Genomic DNA, 15,495 nt, shown 5'->3' on the forward strand with positions numbered 1-15,495 from the left:
CATGCCTATATGCTTTCGTGTTGCGCAGACCGCAGACGGACTGCACACCCCATGAGGACATCGCGATGAAGACCATCCAAGGCCCGGGCATCTTCCTGGCCCAGTTCGCCGGCGACACGGCCCCGTTCAACTCGCTCGACGCGATCGCCGGCTGGGCCGCGGGGCTGGGCTACAAGGGCGTGCAGATCCCCAGCTGGGACGCGCGCCTGTTCGACCTTCGGCGCGCAGCCGAGAGCCAGACCTATTGCGACGAGGTGCTGGGCACGCTGGCACGGCACGGCCTGCAGATCACCGAGCTGTCGAGCCATCTGCAGGGCCAGCTGGTGGCCGTGCATCCGGCCTACGACGCCGGCTTCGACGGTTTCGCGGCGCCCGAGGTGCGCGGCAACCCGGTCGCGCGCCAGCAATGGGCGGTCGAGCAGCTGATGCTCGCGGCCAGGGCCTCGTCGCGGCTGGGCCTGAAGGCGCACGCCACCTTCTCGGGCGCGCTGGCCTGGCCCTACCTGTATTCCTGGCCGCCGCGCCCGCCGGGCCTGATCGACGAGGCCTTCGACGAGCTCGCGCGGCGCTGGCTGCCGATCCTCAATGCCTTCGACGACGCGGGCGTCGACGTCTGCTACGAGGTGCATCCCGGCGAGGACCTGCACGACGGCGTGAGCTACGAGATGTTCCTCGAGCGCGTGGGCCAGCATCCGCGCGCCTGCCTGCTGTACGACCCGAGCCATTTCCTGCTGCAGCAGCTCGACTACCTGGCCTACATCGACCACTACCACGAGCGCATCAAGGCCTTCCATGTGAAGGACGCCGAGTTCAACCCGAGCGGCAAGCAGGGCGTCTACGGCGGCTTCCAGTCCTGGGTGAACCGTGCCGGCCGCTTCCGCTCGCTGGGCGACGGCCAGGTCGATTTCGGTGCGATCTTCTCGAAGATGGCCACCTACGACTTCGACGGCTGGGCGGTGCTCGAGTGGGAGTGCTGCATCAAGCACCCCGAAGACGGCGCCCGCGAGGGTGCGCCCTTCATCGCCGGGCACATCATCCGCGTGGCCGACCGCGCCTTCGACGATTTCGCCGCGGGCGGGGTGGACCAGGCGGCCAATCGGAAGATGCTCGGCATCGGCTGAGGCCTCGCGTTCAGCCGTCGGTCGCGTCGCGCGGCCGGGCGCGGTAGTCCGTCGGCCTGAAGCCCGTGAGGCGCTTGAAGGTGTTGGAGAAGGCGAAGGGGTTCACGTAGCCCACGCTGCGCGCGATCGCCTCCACCTTCTCGGCCGAGGTGGCCAGCCGGTGCGCGGCCTGCGCGATGCGCATCGCGGCGAGTTGCTTGCCGGGGCTGCGGCCCAGACTCTTCTGGCACAGGCGGCGCAGATGCTCCTCGCTGGTGCTTGCGAGACGCGCCATCTCGGCCAGCGTCCAGTCGCGGCCCAGGTCCTGCTGCACGGCGTTCCAGAGGCCCACCAGGCGCGGCTCGCGTTGCCAGGGCTCGACGACGCGCGCGACGTAGCGTTCGATCACGTCGACCCAGATCGCGCAGCTGCCGGGGTCGGCCGCGCCCTGCATCTCGCTGGCCAGACCGAGGATCGCGTGCTCGAGCGCGCGTCCGTCGAACAGGGTCATGCCCGGCGCCATGGCGTTCTCCACCGAGCGCGGCGAGCTGGGCATGAAGCGCACCCAGCAGACCTGCCAGCGCTGCCCCGGGATGCAGTGGAAGGCGTGCAGCACGTGCGCCGGCGCGAAGCTCGTCATGCCCGACTTGTGCGCGTACCAGCGGCCATCGAGCAGGGTGCGGCCCTCGCCGCCCAGGCAGGTGTGCAGGTAGGCGCCGCTCAGGTTCGTGCGGACGATGGTGTAGGGCTCGGTCGCATCCATCACGGCCACGTGCGCGATGTGTCGCGCCGCCAGCGCCTCGCACTGCTCGGCGCGCACCACGGTCACGCGGCTGTCCTCGCCCCAGATGTGCGTTTCCTTCAGTTCGATGAGATCGGCAGGCATGGGTGCAGTGAGGGCTCCGGCGACGTTGACGGGATTCTGCTGTGGGATGCGCTCCTCATTTTCAGCGTGCAACGTGCCCCCGTCGTCGGCACGGCACTCGGGGTTTGTCCGCCCCTGAATGTGGGTTTTGAGTAGTTTCCTGTGCCGCTGCGGCATGGCCGGACGGGGTCGTGCTTCGTAGCATCCCTGCAACTCGGACACCTTGCCGAGCCTCACCCACAACGAAGGAGACAAGCATGCGAAATGTTCTGAAGCAGGTGGCCGCCGCCTCCCTGACCCTGATCGGTGCGCTCGGCTCGGCCGGCGCGCAAACAGCGCAGCTCTCGGGCGACGTGGTGCGCATCGGCGTGCTGACCGACATGTCGGGCATCTACGCCGACCTCTCCGGCAAGGGCGCGGTCGAGGCGGTGAAGATGGCGGTCGAGGACTTCGGCGGCAAGATGTTCGGCAAGCCGATCGAGGTGGTCTTCGCCGACCATCAGAACAAGGCCGACGTGGGTGCGGCCAAGGCGCGCGAATGGTTCGACGCGAACGGCGTCGACCTGATCGCCGACCTCTCCAACTCCGGCGTGGCGCTGGCCGTGGCCGCGGTGGCCAAGGAGAAGAAGCGCCACATCATCGTGAACGGCTCGTCCAACATGGGCCTGACCAACCAGGTGTGCTCGCCCTATACGGTGCACTACGCCTACGACGCCTACTCCCTGGCGCACGGCACCGGCCGCACGCTCGTCGAGCAGGGCGGCGACACCTGGTTCTTCCTGACCGTCGACTTCGCCTTCGGCATCGGCCTGGAACAGCAGGTCGGCGACGTGGTGCGCGGTGCCAAGGGCCGCGTGGTGGGCGCCGCGCGGCATCCGCTCAACACCACCGATTTCTCGTCGTACATGCTGCAGGCCCAGGCCTCCAAGGCCAAGATCATCGGCCTCGCGTCGACCGGCGGCGACACCATCAACGCGATCAAGGCGGCCAAGGAATTCGGCATCACGAAGAACCAGAAGCTGGCCGCGCTGCTGCTGTGGATCAACGACGTGCATGCGCTCGGCCTCGAGTCGGCACAGGGCCTGATGCTCACCAACGCCTGGTACTGGGACATGAACGACGAGGCGCGCAAGTTCGCACGCCGCTACGAGCAGCGCGTGAAGCTCATGCCCAACATGAGCCAGGCCGCCGACTACTCGTCGACGATGCACTACCTGAAGGCGGTGCAGGCCGCCGGCACCGACGAACCCGATGCGGTGTCGACCAAGATGCGCGAATTGCCCATCAACGACTTCTTCACCGGCAAGGGCCAGATCCGCGCCGACGGCCGCATGGTGCACGACATGTACCTGTGGGAAGTGAAGTCGCCGGCCGAATCGAAAGGCCCGTGGGACTATCTCAAGCCGATCAAGACCATTCCGGCCGACCAGGCCTTCCAGCCGCTGTCCGCCAGCAGCTGCTACCTGGTCAAGAAGTAAACGCCGCGGCGCCACCACGATGCAGCACACCGGTTATGCGCTGGAAGCGCAGGGGCTCGCGCGCGATTTCAACGGCTTTCGCGCCGTGGGCGGCGCGCAGGGCGTGGACCTGCGCGTGCAGACCGGCAGCATCCATGCGCTGATCGGCCCCAACGGTGCGGGCAAGACGACCTGCTTCAACCTGCTCACGCGCTTCATCGAGCCGAGCGCCGGACGCATCGCGTTCGAAGGCCGCGACATCACGCACCTGGCGGCCGATGCCGTCGCACGGCTCGGGCTGGTGCGCTCGTTCCAGATCTCGGCGGTGTTCGCGCAACTGAGCGTGTTCGAGAACGTCCGGCTCGCGCTGCAACGCCACCGCGGCCACTCCTTCGACTGGTGGCGCAGCGACAAGGTGCTTCGCGTGCACGACGAGCGCGCGCATGCGCTGCTGGCTGACGTCGGGCTCGACGGCTGGGCCCGCCACGCGGCGGGTGCGCTGCCCTACGGCCGCAAGCGCGCGCTCGAGCTGGCGACCACGCTGGCGCTCGAACCACGCATGCTGCTGCTCGACGAGCCGATGGCCGGCATGGGCGGAGAGGACATCGTGCAGGCCACCGAACTCATCCGCGTCGCCGCACGCGGGCGCACGGTGCTGATGGTGGAGCACAACCTGTCGGTGGTCGCCAACCTGTGCGACCGCATCACGGTATTGGCGCATGGCGAAGTGCTGGCCGAAGGCGACTACGCCAGCATCGCCGCCAACGCGCAGGTGGCCCGCGCCTATCTGGGCAAGGCGGCCAAGTCCCGCAGCGGAGGCGCTCATGGCTGAACCCCTGCTCGACATCCGCGACCTGCGGGCCTGGTACGGCCCGAGCCAGGCGCTGCACGGCATCGACCTGCAGGTGCATGCCGGCGAGATCGTCACGCTGCTCGGGCGCAACGGCGCGGGCAAGTCGACGCTGCTGAAGTCGGTGATGGGCATCGTGCCGCAGCGCACCGGTGCGATCCGCCTCGCAGGGCGCGAGTTGATCGACCTCGCGCCGCACGAGATCGGTCGCGCGGGCGTCGCCTTCTGCCCCGACGACCGCGGCATCTACGCCTCGCTGAGCGTGCGCGAGAACCTGCTGTTGCCGCCGGTGGTGGCGAGCGGCGGCATGAGCGAGGCCGAGCTGATGGCGCTGTTTCCCAACCTTGCGGCACGCGCGAAATCCGCGGGCACGCAACTGTCGGGCGGAGAGCAGCAGATGCTCGCCATCGCCCGCATCCTGCGCACCGGCGCGCGGCTGCTGCTGCTCGACGAGCCCACCGAAGGCCTTGCGCCGGTGATCGTCGAACGCATCGGCGCGCTGCTGATCGACCTGCGCCAGCGCGGCTACACCATCGTGCTGGTGGAGCAGAACGTGCACTTCGCGGCGGAGTTCGCCGACCGTCACTGCCTCGTCGAATCGGGCCGCGTGGTCGACTGCCTCGACAGCGCCGCGCTGGCGCGCGACTTCGAGCGCATCGCGGCGCGCCTGGGCGTCTGACCCTCGAGAAACAAGAGCTATGGACGACACGAACCGACACCCCCGCACCCTGCCTCCAGGGGCTGCGCCATGACCGAACTCTTCGGAATGCCCCTCGCCGTGATTGCCGGACAGACGATGCTCGGGCTGGTCAACGGCTGCTTCTATGCAGTGCTGAGCCTCGGCCTGGCCGTGATCTTCGGCCTGCTGCGCATCGTGAACTTCGCGCACGGCGCCTTCTTCATGACGGGCGCCTTCGGTGCCTGGATGCTGCAGCGCTACCTGGGCATCGGCTACTGGATCGCGTTGCTGGTGGTGCCGGTGCTGGTCGGTGTCGCGGGCGCGGTGTTCGAGCGCACGCTGCTGCGCAAGCTGCGCGGGCTCGATCCGATCTATGGCCTCTTGCTGACCTTCGGCCTGGTGCTGGTGCTCGAAGGCGGCTTCCGGCTGCTCTTCGGCTCCTCGGGCCATCCCTACCCGGTCCCCGAATCGCTGCGCGGCACGGTGCAGCTGGGCTTCATGGTCCTGCCGCTCTACCGCGGCTGGGTGATCGCCGCGGCACTGGCCTGCTGCCTGCTCAGCTGGTGGCTGATCGAGCGCACGCCGCTCGGTGCCAAGCTGCGCGCGGCGACCGAGAAGACCACGCTCACGCAATCCTTCGGCATCAACGTGCCGCTGCTGCTCACGCTCACCTATGGCGTGGGCATCGGACTGGCCGCCTTCGCGGGCGTGCTGGCCGCGCCGATCCTGCACGTGAACCCGGCCATGGGTTCGAACCTGGTGATCGTGGTCTTCGCGATCGTCGTCATCGGCGGCATGGGCTCGATGTTCGGCTCCATCGTCACCGCGCTGGTGATCGGCGTGGTCGAGGGCTGGACGCGCGTGTTCTATTCCGAGGCCTCGAGCACGGTGATCTTCGTCCTGATGGCGCTGGTGCTGCTGCTGCGGCCCAAGGGCCTGTTCGGTCGCGAGGGTTCGGCATGAACACCGCTCGTTTCGCCTTGCCGCCCGCGGCAGTGCGCACGCTGATCGCGGCTGCGGTGGCGGCACTGGTCGTGGTGCCCTGGCTGCCGCAGATCGTCTACCCGGTGTTCGTGATGAAGCTGCTGTGCCTGGCGCTGTTCGCCTGCGCCTACAACCTGCTGCTGGGCTTCGGCGGCATCATGTCCTTCGGCCATGCGGCCTTCTTCGGCACCGCGGCCTACCTGACCGGGCTGGTGGTGAAGCACGCCGGCCTCACGCCGGAGGTCGGCATCCTGGCCGGCACGCTGGGCGCGGCGCTGCTGGGCGCGGTGATCGGCTCGCTCGCGATCCGCCGCCAGGGCATCTACCTCGCGATGGTCACGCTCGCGCTGGCGCAGATGGTCTATTTCCTGTTCCTCCAGTTGCCCTTCACCGGCGCCGAGGACGGCATGCAGCAGATCCCGCGCGGGCAGCTGTTCGGCCTGATCGACCTGCGCGACGACCGCGCGATGTACTACCTGGTGCTGGTGCTCACCCTGGGCGGCCTGGCGCTGATCCATCGCGTGGTGCATTCGCCCTTCGGCCACGTGATCCTGGCCATCCGCGAGCACGAGCCGCGTGCCCGTTCGCTGGGCTATCCCGTCGATCGCTACAAGCTGGTGCTGTTCGTGCTCTCGGCCGCGCTGTCCGGCCTGGCCGGCTCGATGAAGGCACTGGTGTTCCAGCTGGCCGCGCTCACCGATGTGCACTGGCATCTGTCGGGCGACGTGGTGCTGATGGCCCTGCTCGGCGGCATGCAGTCGGTACTGGGCCCGGCCATCGGCGCGACGGTCGTGGTCGCGCTGCAGTACTACCTCGACGCCTTCGGAGGCTGGGTGACCCTGGTCACCGGCGTCATCTTCATGGTCTGCGTGATGACCTTCCGCAGCGGCATCGCGGGTGCGCTGACCCGCCCCGCCGACGACACGCAGGCCCCCGTTCAACGTCCAGACTGACCACCCAGGAGAAGACCATGCCCCGTTTCGAGCGCCAGGCGCTGATGCAGAAGTTCAACGAGATGGTGAAGCGGCGCGAGCCCATCATCGGCGGCGGCGCCGGCACGGGCATTTCCGCCAAGTGCGAAGAGGCCGCCGGCATCGACCTGATCGTGATCTACAACTCGGGCCGCTACCGCATGGCGGGCCGCGCGTCGTCGGCCGGACTGCTGGCCTACGGCAATGCCAACGACATCGTGGTCGACATGGCGGGCGAAGTGCTGCCGGTGTGCAAAAAGACGCCGGTGATCGCGGGCGTCAACGGCACCGACCCCTTCGTGATCATGCCGAGCTTCCTGCGCCGGCTGAAGGACCTCGGGTTTTCAGGCGTCCAGAACTTCCCGACCGTGGGCATCATCGACGGCGACTTCCGCCGCAGCCTCGAGGAGACCGGCATCAACTACGCGACCGAGGTCGACATGATCCGCCAGGCCCACGAGCTCGACCTGCTGACCACGCCCTACGTGTTCAGCGCCGAAGAGGCGGTGGCCATGACCGAGGCGGGCGCCGATTTCATCGTGCCGCACATGGGCGTGACCACCGGCGGCACCATCGGCGCGACCACGGCGAAGTCGCTGGCGCAGTCGGTGCAGCTCATCGACGAATGGGCGGAGGCCGCACGCAAGGTGCGCAAGGACGTGATCGTGATCGCGCACGGCGGCCCGATCTCCTCGCCCGAAGACGTGGCCTACGTGCTGCAGAACAGCACGCACTGCAACGGCTTCTACGGCGCCAGCAGCATGGAGCGGCTGCCCACGGAGATCGCCATCACGGCGCACGTCGAGCGCTACAAGAAGGTGCAGTTCTGAGCCGAGGCGGCGCTGCGAGGACGGACAGGAACACTGGAGACAAGGCAATGACAAGGGTCTATGTGAGCGCGGTGATGGACGCCACGCTGGAGCAGGCGTGGAGCCTGCTGCGCGACTTCGGCGATCTGGGCAACTACCACCCCTACTTCGAGCGTTCGTACATCGAGGGCGGCGAACCGGCCGATCGCATCGGCTGCGTGCGCAACTTCAAGGCGCGCGACGGCGGCATCATCCGGGAGCGATTGCTTGCGCTGTCCGATGCCGAGCACCGTTGCCGCTACGCGATCCTCGAGGTCGACGCCGACTGGCGCCACTACGTCGCCGAGATGCACCTGCTGCCGGTGACCGAGGGCAACCGCTGCTTCGGCGAGTGGTGGGCCGAATGGGAGGTGCCGCCCGAGCAGGAAGCCGCCGCGAAGGCGCGCGTCGAGGGCACCTTCCGCACCTTCTTCGACTGCGTGAACCAGCGCTTCGGGCGCGCCGGCCAATGAACGGCGCGGCCTGGGTCATCGGCACGTTCGACACCAAGGCCGACGAACTGCACTACATCGCCCAACGCTTGCGCGCGCAGGGCGTGGCGGTGGTGACGGCCGATGTCTCGACCACCGACCATGGCGCCGTGGATGGCGTGCAGGTGAGCGCACGCGAGATCGCCGCGCACCACCCCGGCGGTGCCGCCGCCGTGTTCACCGGCGACCGCGGCAGCGCCGTCGATGCGATGGCCCTGGCGCTCGAAACCTTCCTGCCGGCACGCGGCGACGTGGCCGGCGTGATCGCTGCGGGCGGCTCGGGCGCGGCCTCGCTGGTCGCGCCCGCGCTGCAGCGGCTGCCCGTGGGCCTGCCCAAGCTGCTGGTGACCACGCTGGCCTCGGGCGACGTGCGCGCCTACGTGGGCAGTTCGGACATCGCCACGCTCTACCCGGTGGTCGACGTGTCGGGCTTGAACCGCATCTCGCGCCAGGTGCTGGGCAACGCGGCACACGCCATGGCCGGCATGGTCCGCGCCTGGGAGCCGCCGGCGGCCGACACGCTGCCCGCACTCGGGCTGTCGATGTTCGGCGTGACCACCCCCTGCGTGCAAGGCCTGGCGCGCGAACTGCAGGCCGAGGGCGAATGCCTGATCTTCCATGCCACCGGCACCGGCGGGCAGAGCCTGGAGAAACTGGCCGTCGACGGGCATCTGGCGGCGATGGTCGACATCACGACCACCGAGATCGCCGACCTGCTGTTCGGCGGCGTGCTCAGTGCCGGGCCCGAGCGGCTGTCGGCGCCCGCGCGCCGGCCACTGCCCTACGTAGGCTCTTGCGGCGCGCTCGACATGGTCAATTTCTGGGGCCGCGAGACCGTGCCGGCCCATTTCGAGGATCGACTGTTCCATCTGCACAACAGCCACGTCACGCTGATGCGGACCACGCCCGACGAGAACCGTCAACTGGGCCGCTGGATCGCCGAGCGGCTCAACCGCATGCAGGGCCCGGTGCGCTTCCTGATCCCGGGGGGCGGCGTCTCGGCGCTCGATGCGCCGGGCCAGGCCTTCTGGTGGCCCGAGGCCGACACGGCGCTGTTCGAGGCCCTCGAGGCGCACACCCGACAGAACGGAATGCGCCGGCTGGTGCGCGTGGCGGCGCACATCAACGCGCCGGCCTTCATCGCAGCCGCAGCGCAACAAGTCAGGGAAGTGCTGGCAGAAATCAGGTCCGATTAGCAACACTTGTGCCAGATCGGGTAGAATGTGCGGTTCGTTTCGATACCACGACGAAGCACTTCGTCATCCTGCCGGCTGACCTGTCCGATCCCCGGATCGCCAGGCGCCTCACTTTCAAGCCGGCCCAATACAGTGTGTTGGAGCGCCAGACCGGGCGCCCATGATTGCCACCACTGCCTTCGTTCCTGTTGAAGCGAATTTCGCGCTGTCCGCGTTCCAGGATGCTTTTTTTAAGCGTCCATTGGCCGGCCCGCGCCCGTTTTCAATTATTTTCAGCGTATTGCGGTGTCGCAATGCGCGAAGGCTTTCATGGACATCATTCAACACAGCGTGGCGGTGGGCAAGTACCTCGTCTCGCCGCTCATCAAGAATCTGGACGACGGTCGCTTCGCAGCGTCCGTGTCGATCCGCTCCGGCCGCGGCAGCAACATGCACGACCGCGTCATGCGCTTCACACCCCATTTCTCGAGCCACGGTGCCGCGCTGCGCTACGCCGTCGACGAAGGCCTGGGCTGGGTGCGCGAGCGCACCGTGCCGCAGCAGGCTCCCATGCATTGCGCCGCCTGAGCGGCACACCGCTTTTCCCATCATCATCACGACAACTTTTCAGAGGTAATTCATGGCCAAGGAAGAACTGATCGAAATGAACGGCGCAGTGACGGAAGTCCTGCCCGACTCGCGCTACCGCGTGACGCTCGACAACGGTCACCAGCTCATCGCCTACAGCGGCGGCAAGATGCGCAAGCATCACATCCGCATCCTGGCGGGCGACAAGGTGTCGCTCGAGCTCTCGCCCTACGACCTGACCAAGGGACGGATCACCTTCCGCCACCTGGAACGCCGCGGCCCGCCGCCCACCAACAACGGCGCCCAACGCCGTTGATCGACTCCGAAGAAGTACGCCCGTGACAGGTTCCGCCACCGGTTTCGACACGCTGCCGCTCGCGCCGCAGACGCTCGCCAACCTCACGCAGCTCGGCTATCTGCAGATGACGCCCATCCAGGCGGCCAGCCTGCCGGTGGCGCTGCTCGGCAAGGACCTGATCGCCCAGGCCAAGACGGGCAGCGGCAAGACCGCGGCCTTCGCGCTGGCGCTGCTGGCCAACCTCAACCCGCGCCGCTTCGCGGTGCAGGCGATGGTGCTGTGCCCCACGCGCGAGCTGGCCGACCAGGTCACGACCGAGATCCGCCGGCTGGCGCGCGCCGAAGAGAACATCAAGGTCATCACGCTCTGCGGCGGCGTCGCCTTGCGCGGCCAGAACGCCAGCCTCGAGCACGGCGCCCACATCGTGGTCGGCACGCCCGGCCGGATCATGGACCACCTCGAACGCGGCAACCTGAGCCTCGAGGCGCTCAACACGCTGGTGCTCGACGAAGCCGACCGCATGCTGGACATGGGCTTCTTCGAAGACATCGTGACGGTGGCGCGCCAGTGCCCGCCCGAGCGCCAGACGCTGCTGTTCTCGGCCACCTACCCCGAAGGCATCGCCAAGCTGGCGGCGCAGTTCATGAAGGCGCCGCAGCAGATCACCGTCCAGGCCCAGCACGAGGAAGGCAAGATCGTCCAGCGCTGGTACGAGGTCAAGAACAACGACCGGCTGCATGCGGTGTCGCTGCTGCTCGACCACTTCCGCCCGCAGAGCACGCTGGCCTTCTGCAACACCAAGCAGCAATGCCGCGACCTGGTCGCGGTGCTGCAGGGGCAGGGCTTCAGTGCGATGGCGCTGTTCGGCGAACTCGAGCAGCGCGAGCGCGACCAGGTGCTGGTGCAGTTCTCGAACCGCAGCTGCTCGGTGCTGGTGGCGACCGACGTGGCCGCGCGCGGCCTCGACATCGCCCAGCTCGAAGCCGTGATCAACGTCGACGTGACGCCCGATTCGGAGATCCACATCCACCGCATCGGCCGCACCGGCCGCGCGGACGCCGAAGGCCTGGTGCTGAACCTGGCCTCGATGGACGAGATGGGCAGCGTCGGCAAGATCGAGCAGCTGCAGGGCCGTGAATCCGACTGGCATCCGCTGGCCGAACTCACGCCCGGTACCGGCGAACCGCTGCGTCCGCCGATGTCCACGCTGCAGATCGTCGGCGGCCGCAAGGAGAAGATCCGCGCCGGCGACGTGCTGGGCGCGCTCACCGGCGACGCCGGCTTCACCAAGGAGCAGGTGGGCAAGATCAACGTCAACGAGTTCTCCACGTATGTGGCTGTCGACCGTCGCATCGCGCGCGAAGCGGCCCACAAACTCTCCACCGGCCGCGTCAAGGGCAAGTCCGTCAAGGTACGGCTGCTCGACGATGTGGCTTAATTACGCCCTTCGACCATTTTTATCCCGAGCTACCATGCCCAAGAAAATTCGCACCGAGGCAGACCGCATTGCCACCCCTACCCCCACCCCGCCGGCCGGCTACGCCATCCCCAGGTCCGGTGGCGGCCAGAAGGTGAGCCTCGAACGCGGCACGGCGACGCGCAGCAAGAAGAACCCCGGCAAGCGTCCCAAGAAGGGCGGCTGATCCTCGGCCCCTTCGGATCGCTTCCGTGAACGACGCGCCTTCGGGCGCGTTTTTCATGGGCGAACGCATCGACCTACCGTGCGGTAGGAAGTCGCCGATGCGACGCCGACCGCGGGCAAACCTCAGTCGACCGGCCCGGACCCGGTCCCCACAATTCCTCGCTTGCCCCTGTGCCGCCGACGACGCGGCACCACCCGGGGTCTTTCGCGAGGGATCGACGTGGAACTGTTCTTTCAGCAACTTCTCAACGGCCTGACGGTCGGTGGTGTCTACAGCCTGGTCGCCCTGGGCCTGACGCTGGTCTACGGGATCCTGCACGTGCCGAACTTCGCCCACGGCGCGTTCTACATGTCGGGCGCCTTCGTCGGCTACTACCTGATGGTCAAGCTGGGCCTGAACTACTGGGTGGCGATGGCCGGCGCCGCGGTGATCGTCGCAGGCATCGCGATGCTGGCCGACCGGCTGGTGTTCCACCCGCTGCGCAACGCGCCCGAGCTGCACGACATGATCGCGGCCATCGGCATCCTGCTGTTCCTCGAGGCCGGGGCGCAGGCGATATTCGGCGCCGACTTCCACCGCATGCCCACGCCCTACGGCCAGATCGTCGAGATCTTCGGCCTGACCGCGCCGCTGCAGCGCCTGCTGATCATCGTCGGCGCGTTCAGTTTGGTGGCAGTGCTGCACCTGTTCCTGACGCGCACCGTGACCGGCTCGACCATCATCGCGATGGCGCAGAACCCGCAGGGCGCGGCGCTGGTCGGCATCGACGCCACGCGGGTCAAGCTGCTGGTGTTCGCGATCTCCGGCGCCCTGGCGGCCATCGCCGCAGTGCTGTACGCGCCGATCAACCTGGTCTACCCGGCGATGGGCCACCTGGTGATCACCAAGGCCTTCGTGATCATCATCCTCGGCGGCATGGGCAGCTTCCCCGGCGCGATCGTGGGCGGTCTGATCATCGGGCTGGCCGAGAGCTTCGGCGGCTTCTACTTCTCCACCGACTACAAGGACATCATCGCCTTCGTGCTGCTGGTGGTGATCCTGTCGTTCCGGCCGCAGGGCCTGTTCACGCCCAAGGGGGCGCGCGCATGAGCCGGCTGTTCGAAGGGCGCGCCGGCTGGGCCCTGCTGGCCCTGGCGGCGCTGGTGTTCCCGCTGTTCGCGCAGAACAACTACCTGATCTCGGTCGCGACGCAGGCCTTCATCATGGCCATCGCGGCGCTGGGCCTGAACCTGATCACCGGCTACACCGGGCAGTTCAACCTGGCGCACGGCGCCTTCATGGCGGTGGGCGCGTACACGGTCGGCATCCTGACGGTCGACCACCAGGTGCCGTTCTGGATCGCTTTCCTGCTCGCGGGCTGCGTCACCGCGGTGCTGGGCTTCTTCGTCGGCCTGCTGTCGCTGCGCCTGAAGGGTCACTACTTCTCGATCTTCACGCTCTGCGTGAGCTACATCATGTTCCTGCTGATCGAGAAGTGGGAAAGCCTCACGCACGGGCCGGTGGGCATCATGGGCATCCCCTCGCCGCCGGGCATCGGGCCGGTGCAGTTCGGCACGCCGCTGTCGCAGTACTACCTGGTGCTGGCCTTCCTGGTGCTGGGCATCTGGGTCATGGCGCGCATCGTGCGCTCGCTGCTGGGCCGCAGCTTCATGGCGGTGCGCAACAGCGACGAGCTGGCCGAGGCGCTGGGCATCGACCTGATGCGCACCAAGACGCTGTCCTTCGTGCTGTCGGTGGTCTACGCCGGCTTCGCGGGCGCGCTCTATGCAGGCCAGGTGCGCTTTCTCGGACCCGACCTGGCGAGCGAGGTCGTGACCTTCGACCTGGTGATGTTCGTGCTGGTGGGCGGCGTCGGCACGCTCCTCGGGCCGCTGGTCGGCACGCTGCTGGTCACCTACCTGACGCAGAGCCTGCAGTTTCTGCAGGACTACCGCATGGTGGTGTTCGGGCCGGTGCTGATCGCGCTGATCATCTTCCTGCCCGACGGCCTGGTCGGCACCTGGCTCAAGCGGCGCGCGCGGCGTACCGCCGCACTGACGGCCGCCCCCGCGGACCCCGCGGCTCCCGCCAAGGAGGGCCCGTCCCATGCTTGAGATCACCGGCCTCACCAAGCAGTTCTTCGGGCTGACCGCGGTCGACGACGTCACGACGCGCTTCGAGCGCGGCCAGGTCAGCGCCATCATCGGCCCCAACGGCGCGGGCAAGACGACCTTCTTCAACCTGGTGGCCGGCACGCACCCGCCGACCTCCGGGCGCATCGTGTTCAAGGAGCGCGACGTGACCGGGCTGCGGCCCGACCACGTGGCACGGCTGGGCATCGCGCGCACCTTCCAGAGCACGCACCTGTTCGACAACGCGACGGTGCTCGACAACCTGATCGTCGGCCACCGGCTGCGCACGCACTCGGGGCTGTGGGACGTGCTCGTCAACTCGCGCCGGCTGCAGGACGAAGAACGCCTGTGCCGCGAGAAGGCCCGCGAGGCGCTGGACTTCGTCGGGCTGTCGCATGTGGCGAACCGCATCGCGGCCGACATCACGCAGGAGGAGCGCAAGCGCGTGGCCTTTGCGCTGGCGCTCGCGACCGACCCCGAGCTGCTGCTGCTGGACGAGCCCGCGGGCGGCGTGAACCCCGAGGAAACCGTCGGCCTGGCGGCGCTGATCCGCAAGCTGGTCGACCACGGCAAGACCGTGTGCCTGATCGAACACAAGATGGACATGATCATGCGGCTCGCCGACAAGATCGTCGTGCTGAACAACGGCGCCAAGATCGCCGAAGGCACGCCCGCGGAGATCCGGCGCGATCCGCAGGTGATCGAGGCCTACCTGGGAGCCGACCATGCTGCGGTTTGAGAACGTCGACCTGCACTACGGCAGCTTCCGCGCGCTGCAGGGCCTCACGCTGCATGCCGAGGCGGGCGAACTGGTCGTTCTGCTGGGCGCCAACGGCGCGGGCAAGACCTCGATCTTCATGGCGGCCAGCGGCATCCACAAGCCCAGCGCCGGCAGCATCCGGCTCGCCGACCGCGAGATCGCGGGCATGCGCACCGCGCAGATCGTGCAGGCGGGCCTGGTGCAATGCCCCGAGGGCCGCAAGCTGTTCCCGATGATGACGGTGCGCAAGAACCTGGAACTCGGCGCCTACGTGCACCGCGGCGACAAGGCCGGCATCCGGCGCTCGATCGACGAGGTGTTCGGCCTGTTCCCGATCCTGGAGAAGAAGCAGGACGACCCCGCCGGCTCGCTGTCGGGCGGCCAGCAGCAGATGGTGGCCATCGGCCGCGCGATGCTGGGCCGGCCCAAGGTGCTGCTGCTCGACGAACCCTCGCTGGGCCTGGCGCCGCTGGTGGTCAAGCAGGTGTTCGAGGTCATCCAGCGCATCAACCGGGCCGGCACCACCGTGCTGCTGGCCGAGCAGAACGCCTTCTCGGCGCTGGCCATCGCGCACCGCGCCTACGTGATCGAGCGCGGGCGCATCACGCTCGAAGGCGACCGCGACTCGCTGCTCAACAACGAAGCCGTCCGGGCCGCCTACATCGGCGCCTGATT

General features: G+C 68.1%; 18 protein-coding genes. 17 read left to right on the forward strand and 1 reads right to left on the reverse strand.

The window, feature by feature from the left end; all coding sequences use genetic code 11:
• Positions 1–65 precede the first annotated feature (65 nt).
• Entirely contained in the window at positions 66–1,121 is a 1,056-nt protein-coding gene (locus tag ACSFBC_RS19220) for a sugar phosphate isomerase/epimerase family protein (RefSeq protein ID WP_435511950.1), read from the forward strand.
• A 10-nt stretch (positions 1,122–1,131) separates the two neighbouring features.
• Here the strand turns inward: ACSFBC_RS19220 and ACSFBC_RS19225 are convergent, their stop codons facing one another.
• Positions 1,132–1,986, reverse strand: coding sequence for a helix-turn-helix transcriptional regulator (locus ACSFBC_RS19225; RefSeq protein ID WP_435511951.1), 855 nt, complete (start codon positions 1,984–1,986; stop codon positions 1,132–1,134).
• 236 nt (positions 1,987–2,222) lie between these two features.
• Here ACSFBC_RS19225 and ACSFBC_RS19230 point away from each other — a divergent pair, with 236 nt between their 5' ends.
• The 16 genes from ACSFBC_RS19230 (at position 2,223) to ACSFBC_RS19305 (ending at position 15,493) form a co-directional block, all read left to right on the forward strand.
• On the forward strand, positions 2,223–3,443 hold the full coding sequence (locus tag ACSFBC_RS19230) for an ABC transporter substrate-binding protein (protein WP_435511952.1): 1,221 nt from the start codon (positions 2,223–2,225) through the stop codon (positions 3,441–3,443).
• A gap of 19 nt (positions 3,444–3,462) precedes the next feature.
• The gene (locus ACSFBC_RS19235; RefSeq protein WP_435511953.1) at positions 3,463–4,254 is read left to right on the forward strand and encodes an ABC transporter ATP-binding protein; all 792 of its coding nucleotides are present in this window, start codon (positions 3,463–3,465) and stop codon (positions 4,252–4,254) included.
• Positions 4,247–4,951 carry an ABC transporter ATP-binding protein gene (locus ACSFBC_RS19240; RefSeq protein WP_435511954.1) on the forward strand — a complete coding sequence of 235 codons (705 nt, stop codon included), beginning with the start codon at positions 4,247–4,249 and terminating at the stop codon, positions 4,949–4,951. The genes ACSFBC_RS19235 and ACSFBC_RS19240 overlap by 8 nt, the downstream gene beginning before the upstream one ends.
• Before the next feature lie 69 nt (positions 4,952–5,020).
• Entirely contained in the window at positions 5,021–5,914 is an 894-nt protein-coding gene (locus tag ACSFBC_RS19245; protein ID WP_435511955.1) for a branched-chain amino acid ABC transporter permease, read from the forward strand.
• Positions 5,911–6,888 carry a branched-chain amino acid ABC transporter permease gene (locus ACSFBC_RS19250; protein WP_435511956.1) on the forward strand — a complete coding sequence of 326 codons (978 nt, stop codon included), beginning with the start codon at positions 5,911–5,913 and terminating at the stop codon, positions 6,886–6,888. The genes ACSFBC_RS19245 and ACSFBC_RS19250 overlap by 4 nt, the downstream gene beginning before the upstream one ends.
• A 17-nt stretch (positions 6,889–6,905) precedes the next feature.
• Positions 6,906–7,736: a phosphoenolpyruvate hydrolase family protein gene (locus ACSFBC_RS19255; protein WP_435511957.1), complete on the forward strand. Its 831-nt coding sequence runs from the start codon at positions 6,906–6,908 to the stop codon at positions 7,734–7,736.
• 47 nt (positions 7,737–7,783) lie between these two features.
• The gene (locus ACSFBC_RS19260; RefSeq protein ID WP_435511958.1) at positions 7,784–8,227 is read left to right on the forward strand and encodes an SRPBCC family protein; all 444 of its coding nucleotides are present in this window, start codon (positions 7,784–7,786) and stop codon (positions 8,225–8,227) included.
• A complete protein-coding gene (locus tag ACSFBC_RS19265) occupies positions 8,224–9,441 on the forward strand; it encodes a Tm-1-like ATP-binding domain-containing protein (RefSeq protein ID WP_435511959.1) in 1,218 nt (405 codons plus the stop codon). The genes ACSFBC_RS19260 and ACSFBC_RS19265 overlap by 4 nt, the downstream gene beginning before the upstream one ends.
• A 309-nt stretch (positions 9,442–9,750) precedes the next feature.
• The gene (locus ACSFBC_RS19270) at positions 9,751–10,008 is read left to right on the forward strand and encodes a hypothetical protein (RefSeq protein WP_435511960.1); all 258 of its coding nucleotides are present in this window, start codon (positions 9,751–9,753) and stop codon (positions 10,006–10,008) included.
• Positions 10,009–10,060: 52 nt separating this feature from the next.
• Entirely contained in the window at positions 10,061–10,324 is a 264-nt protein-coding gene (gene infA / locus ACSFBC_RS19275; protein ID WP_219214990.1) for a translation initiation factor IF-1, read from the forward strand.
• A gap of 22 nt (positions 10,325–10,346) precedes the next feature.
• The gene (gene dbpA / locus ACSFBC_RS19280) at positions 10,347–11,744 is read left to right on the forward strand and encodes an ATP-dependent RNA helicase DbpA (protein WP_435511961.1); all 1,398 of its coding nucleotides are present in this window, start codon (positions 10,347–10,349) and stop codon (positions 11,742–11,744) included.
• A 34-nt stretch (positions 11,745–11,778) separates the two neighbouring features.
• Positions 11,779–11,949 (forward strand): hypothetical protein, encoded by a 171-nt coding sequence (locus ACSFBC_RS19285; RefSeq protein ID WP_435511962.1) that lies wholly within the window; start codon positions 11,779–11,781, stop codon positions 11,947–11,949.
• 219 nt (positions 11,950–12,168) lie between these two features.
• Positions 12,169–13,038 (forward strand): branched-chain amino acid ABC transporter permease, encoded by an 870-nt coding sequence (locus tag ACSFBC_RS19290; RefSeq protein ID WP_435511963.1) that lies wholly within the window; start codon positions 12,169–12,171, stop codon positions 13,036–13,038.
• Positions 13,035–14,042 (forward strand): branched-chain amino acid ABC transporter permease, encoded by a 1,008-nt coding sequence (locus tag ACSFBC_RS19295; protein WP_435511964.1) that lies wholly within the window; start codon positions 13,035–13,037, stop codon positions 14,040–14,042. The genes ACSFBC_RS19290 and ACSFBC_RS19295 overlap by 4 nt, the downstream gene beginning before the upstream one ends.
• Positions 14,035–14,799, forward strand: coding sequence for an ABC transporter ATP-binding protein (locus ACSFBC_RS19300; RefSeq protein WP_435511965.1), 765 nt, complete (start codon positions 14,035–14,037; stop codon positions 14,797–14,799). The genes ACSFBC_RS19295 and ACSFBC_RS19300 overlap by 8 nt, the downstream gene beginning before the upstream one ends.
• Positions 14,786–15,493, forward strand: coding sequence for an ABC transporter ATP-binding protein (locus tag ACSFBC_RS19305; protein ID WP_435511966.1), 708 nt, complete (start codon positions 14,786–14,788; stop codon positions 15,491–15,493). The genes ACSFBC_RS19300 and ACSFBC_RS19305 overlap by 14 nt, the downstream gene beginning before the upstream one ends.
• Positions 15,494–15,495 lie beyond the last annotated feature (2 nt).

The organism is Variovorax frigidus (assembly GCF_051216515.1).
Classification (GTDB): domain Bacteria; phylum Pseudomonadota; class Gammaproteobacteria; order Burkholderiales; family Burkholderiaceae_C; genus Variovorax.

Excerpts from the sequence above, each read along its gene's own strand:
- ACSFBC_RS19305 (WP_435511966.1), top strand. The coding sequence starts at position 14,786 with ATGCTGCGGTTTGAGAACGTCGACCTGCACTACGGCAGCTTCCGCGCG.
- ACSFBC_RS19270 (WP_435511960.1), top strand. The coding sequence starts at position 9,751 with ATGGACATCATTCAACACAGCGTGGCGGTGGGCAAGTACCTCGTCTCG.
- ACSFBC_RS19265 (WP_435511959.1), top strand. The coding sequence starts at position 8,224 with ATGAACGGCGCGGCCTGGGTCATCGGCACGTTCGACACCAAGGCCGAC.
- ACSFBC_RS19250 (WP_435511956.1), top strand. The coding sequence starts at position 5,911 with ATGAACACCGCTCGTTTCGCCTTGCCGCCCGCGGCAGTGCGCACGCTG.
- ACSFBC_RS19235 (WP_435511953.1), top strand. The coding sequence starts at position 3,463 with ATGCAGCACACCGGTTATGCGCTGGAAGCGCAGGGGCTCGCGCGCGAT.
- ACSFBC_RS19245 (WP_435511955.1), top strand. The coding sequence starts at position 5,021 with ATGACCGAACTCTTCGGAATGCCCCTCGCCGTGATTGCCGGACAGACG.
- ACSFBC_RS19240 (WP_435511954.1), top strand. The coding sequence starts at position 4,247 with ATGGCTGAACCCCTGCTCGACATCCGCGACCTGCGGGCCTGGTACGGC.
- ACSFBC_RS19220 (WP_435511950.1), top strand. The coding sequence starts at position 66 with ATGAAGACCATCCAAGGCCCGGGCATCTTCCTGGCCCAGTTCGCCGGC.
- ACSFBC_RS19260 (WP_435511958.1), top strand. The coding sequence starts at position 7,784 with ATGACAAGGGTCTATGTGAGCGCGGTGATGGACGCCACGCTGGAGCAG.
- ACSFBC_RS19295 (WP_435511964.1), top strand. The coding sequence starts at position 13,035 with ATGAGCCGGCTGTTCGAAGGGCGCGCCGGCTGGGCCCTGCTGGCCCTG.
- infA (WP_219214990.1), top strand. The coding sequence starts at position 10,061 with ATGGCCAAGGAAGAACTGATCGAAATGAACGGCGCAGTGACGGAAGTC.
- ACSFBC_RS19230 (WP_435511952.1), top strand. The coding sequence starts at position 2,223 with ATGCGAAATGTTCTGAAGCAGGTGGCCGCCGCCTCCCTGACCCTGATC.
- ACSFBC_RS19225 (WP_435511951.1), bottom strand. The coding sequence starts at position 1,986 with ATGCCTGCCGATCTCATCGAACTGAAGGAAACGCACATCTGGGGCGAG.
- ACSFBC_RS19255 (WP_435511957.1), top strand. The coding sequence starts at position 6,906 with ATGCCCCGTTTCGAGCGCCAGGCGCTGATGCAGAAGTTCAACGAGATG.
- ACSFBC_RS19300 (WP_435511965.1), top strand. The coding sequence starts at position 14,035 with ATGCTTGAGATCACCGGCCTCACCAAGCAGTTCTTCGGGCTGACCGCG.
- ACSFBC_RS19285 (WP_435511962.1), top strand. The coding sequence starts at position 11,779 with ATGCCCAAGAAAATTCGCACCGAGGCAGACCGCATTGCCACCCCTACC.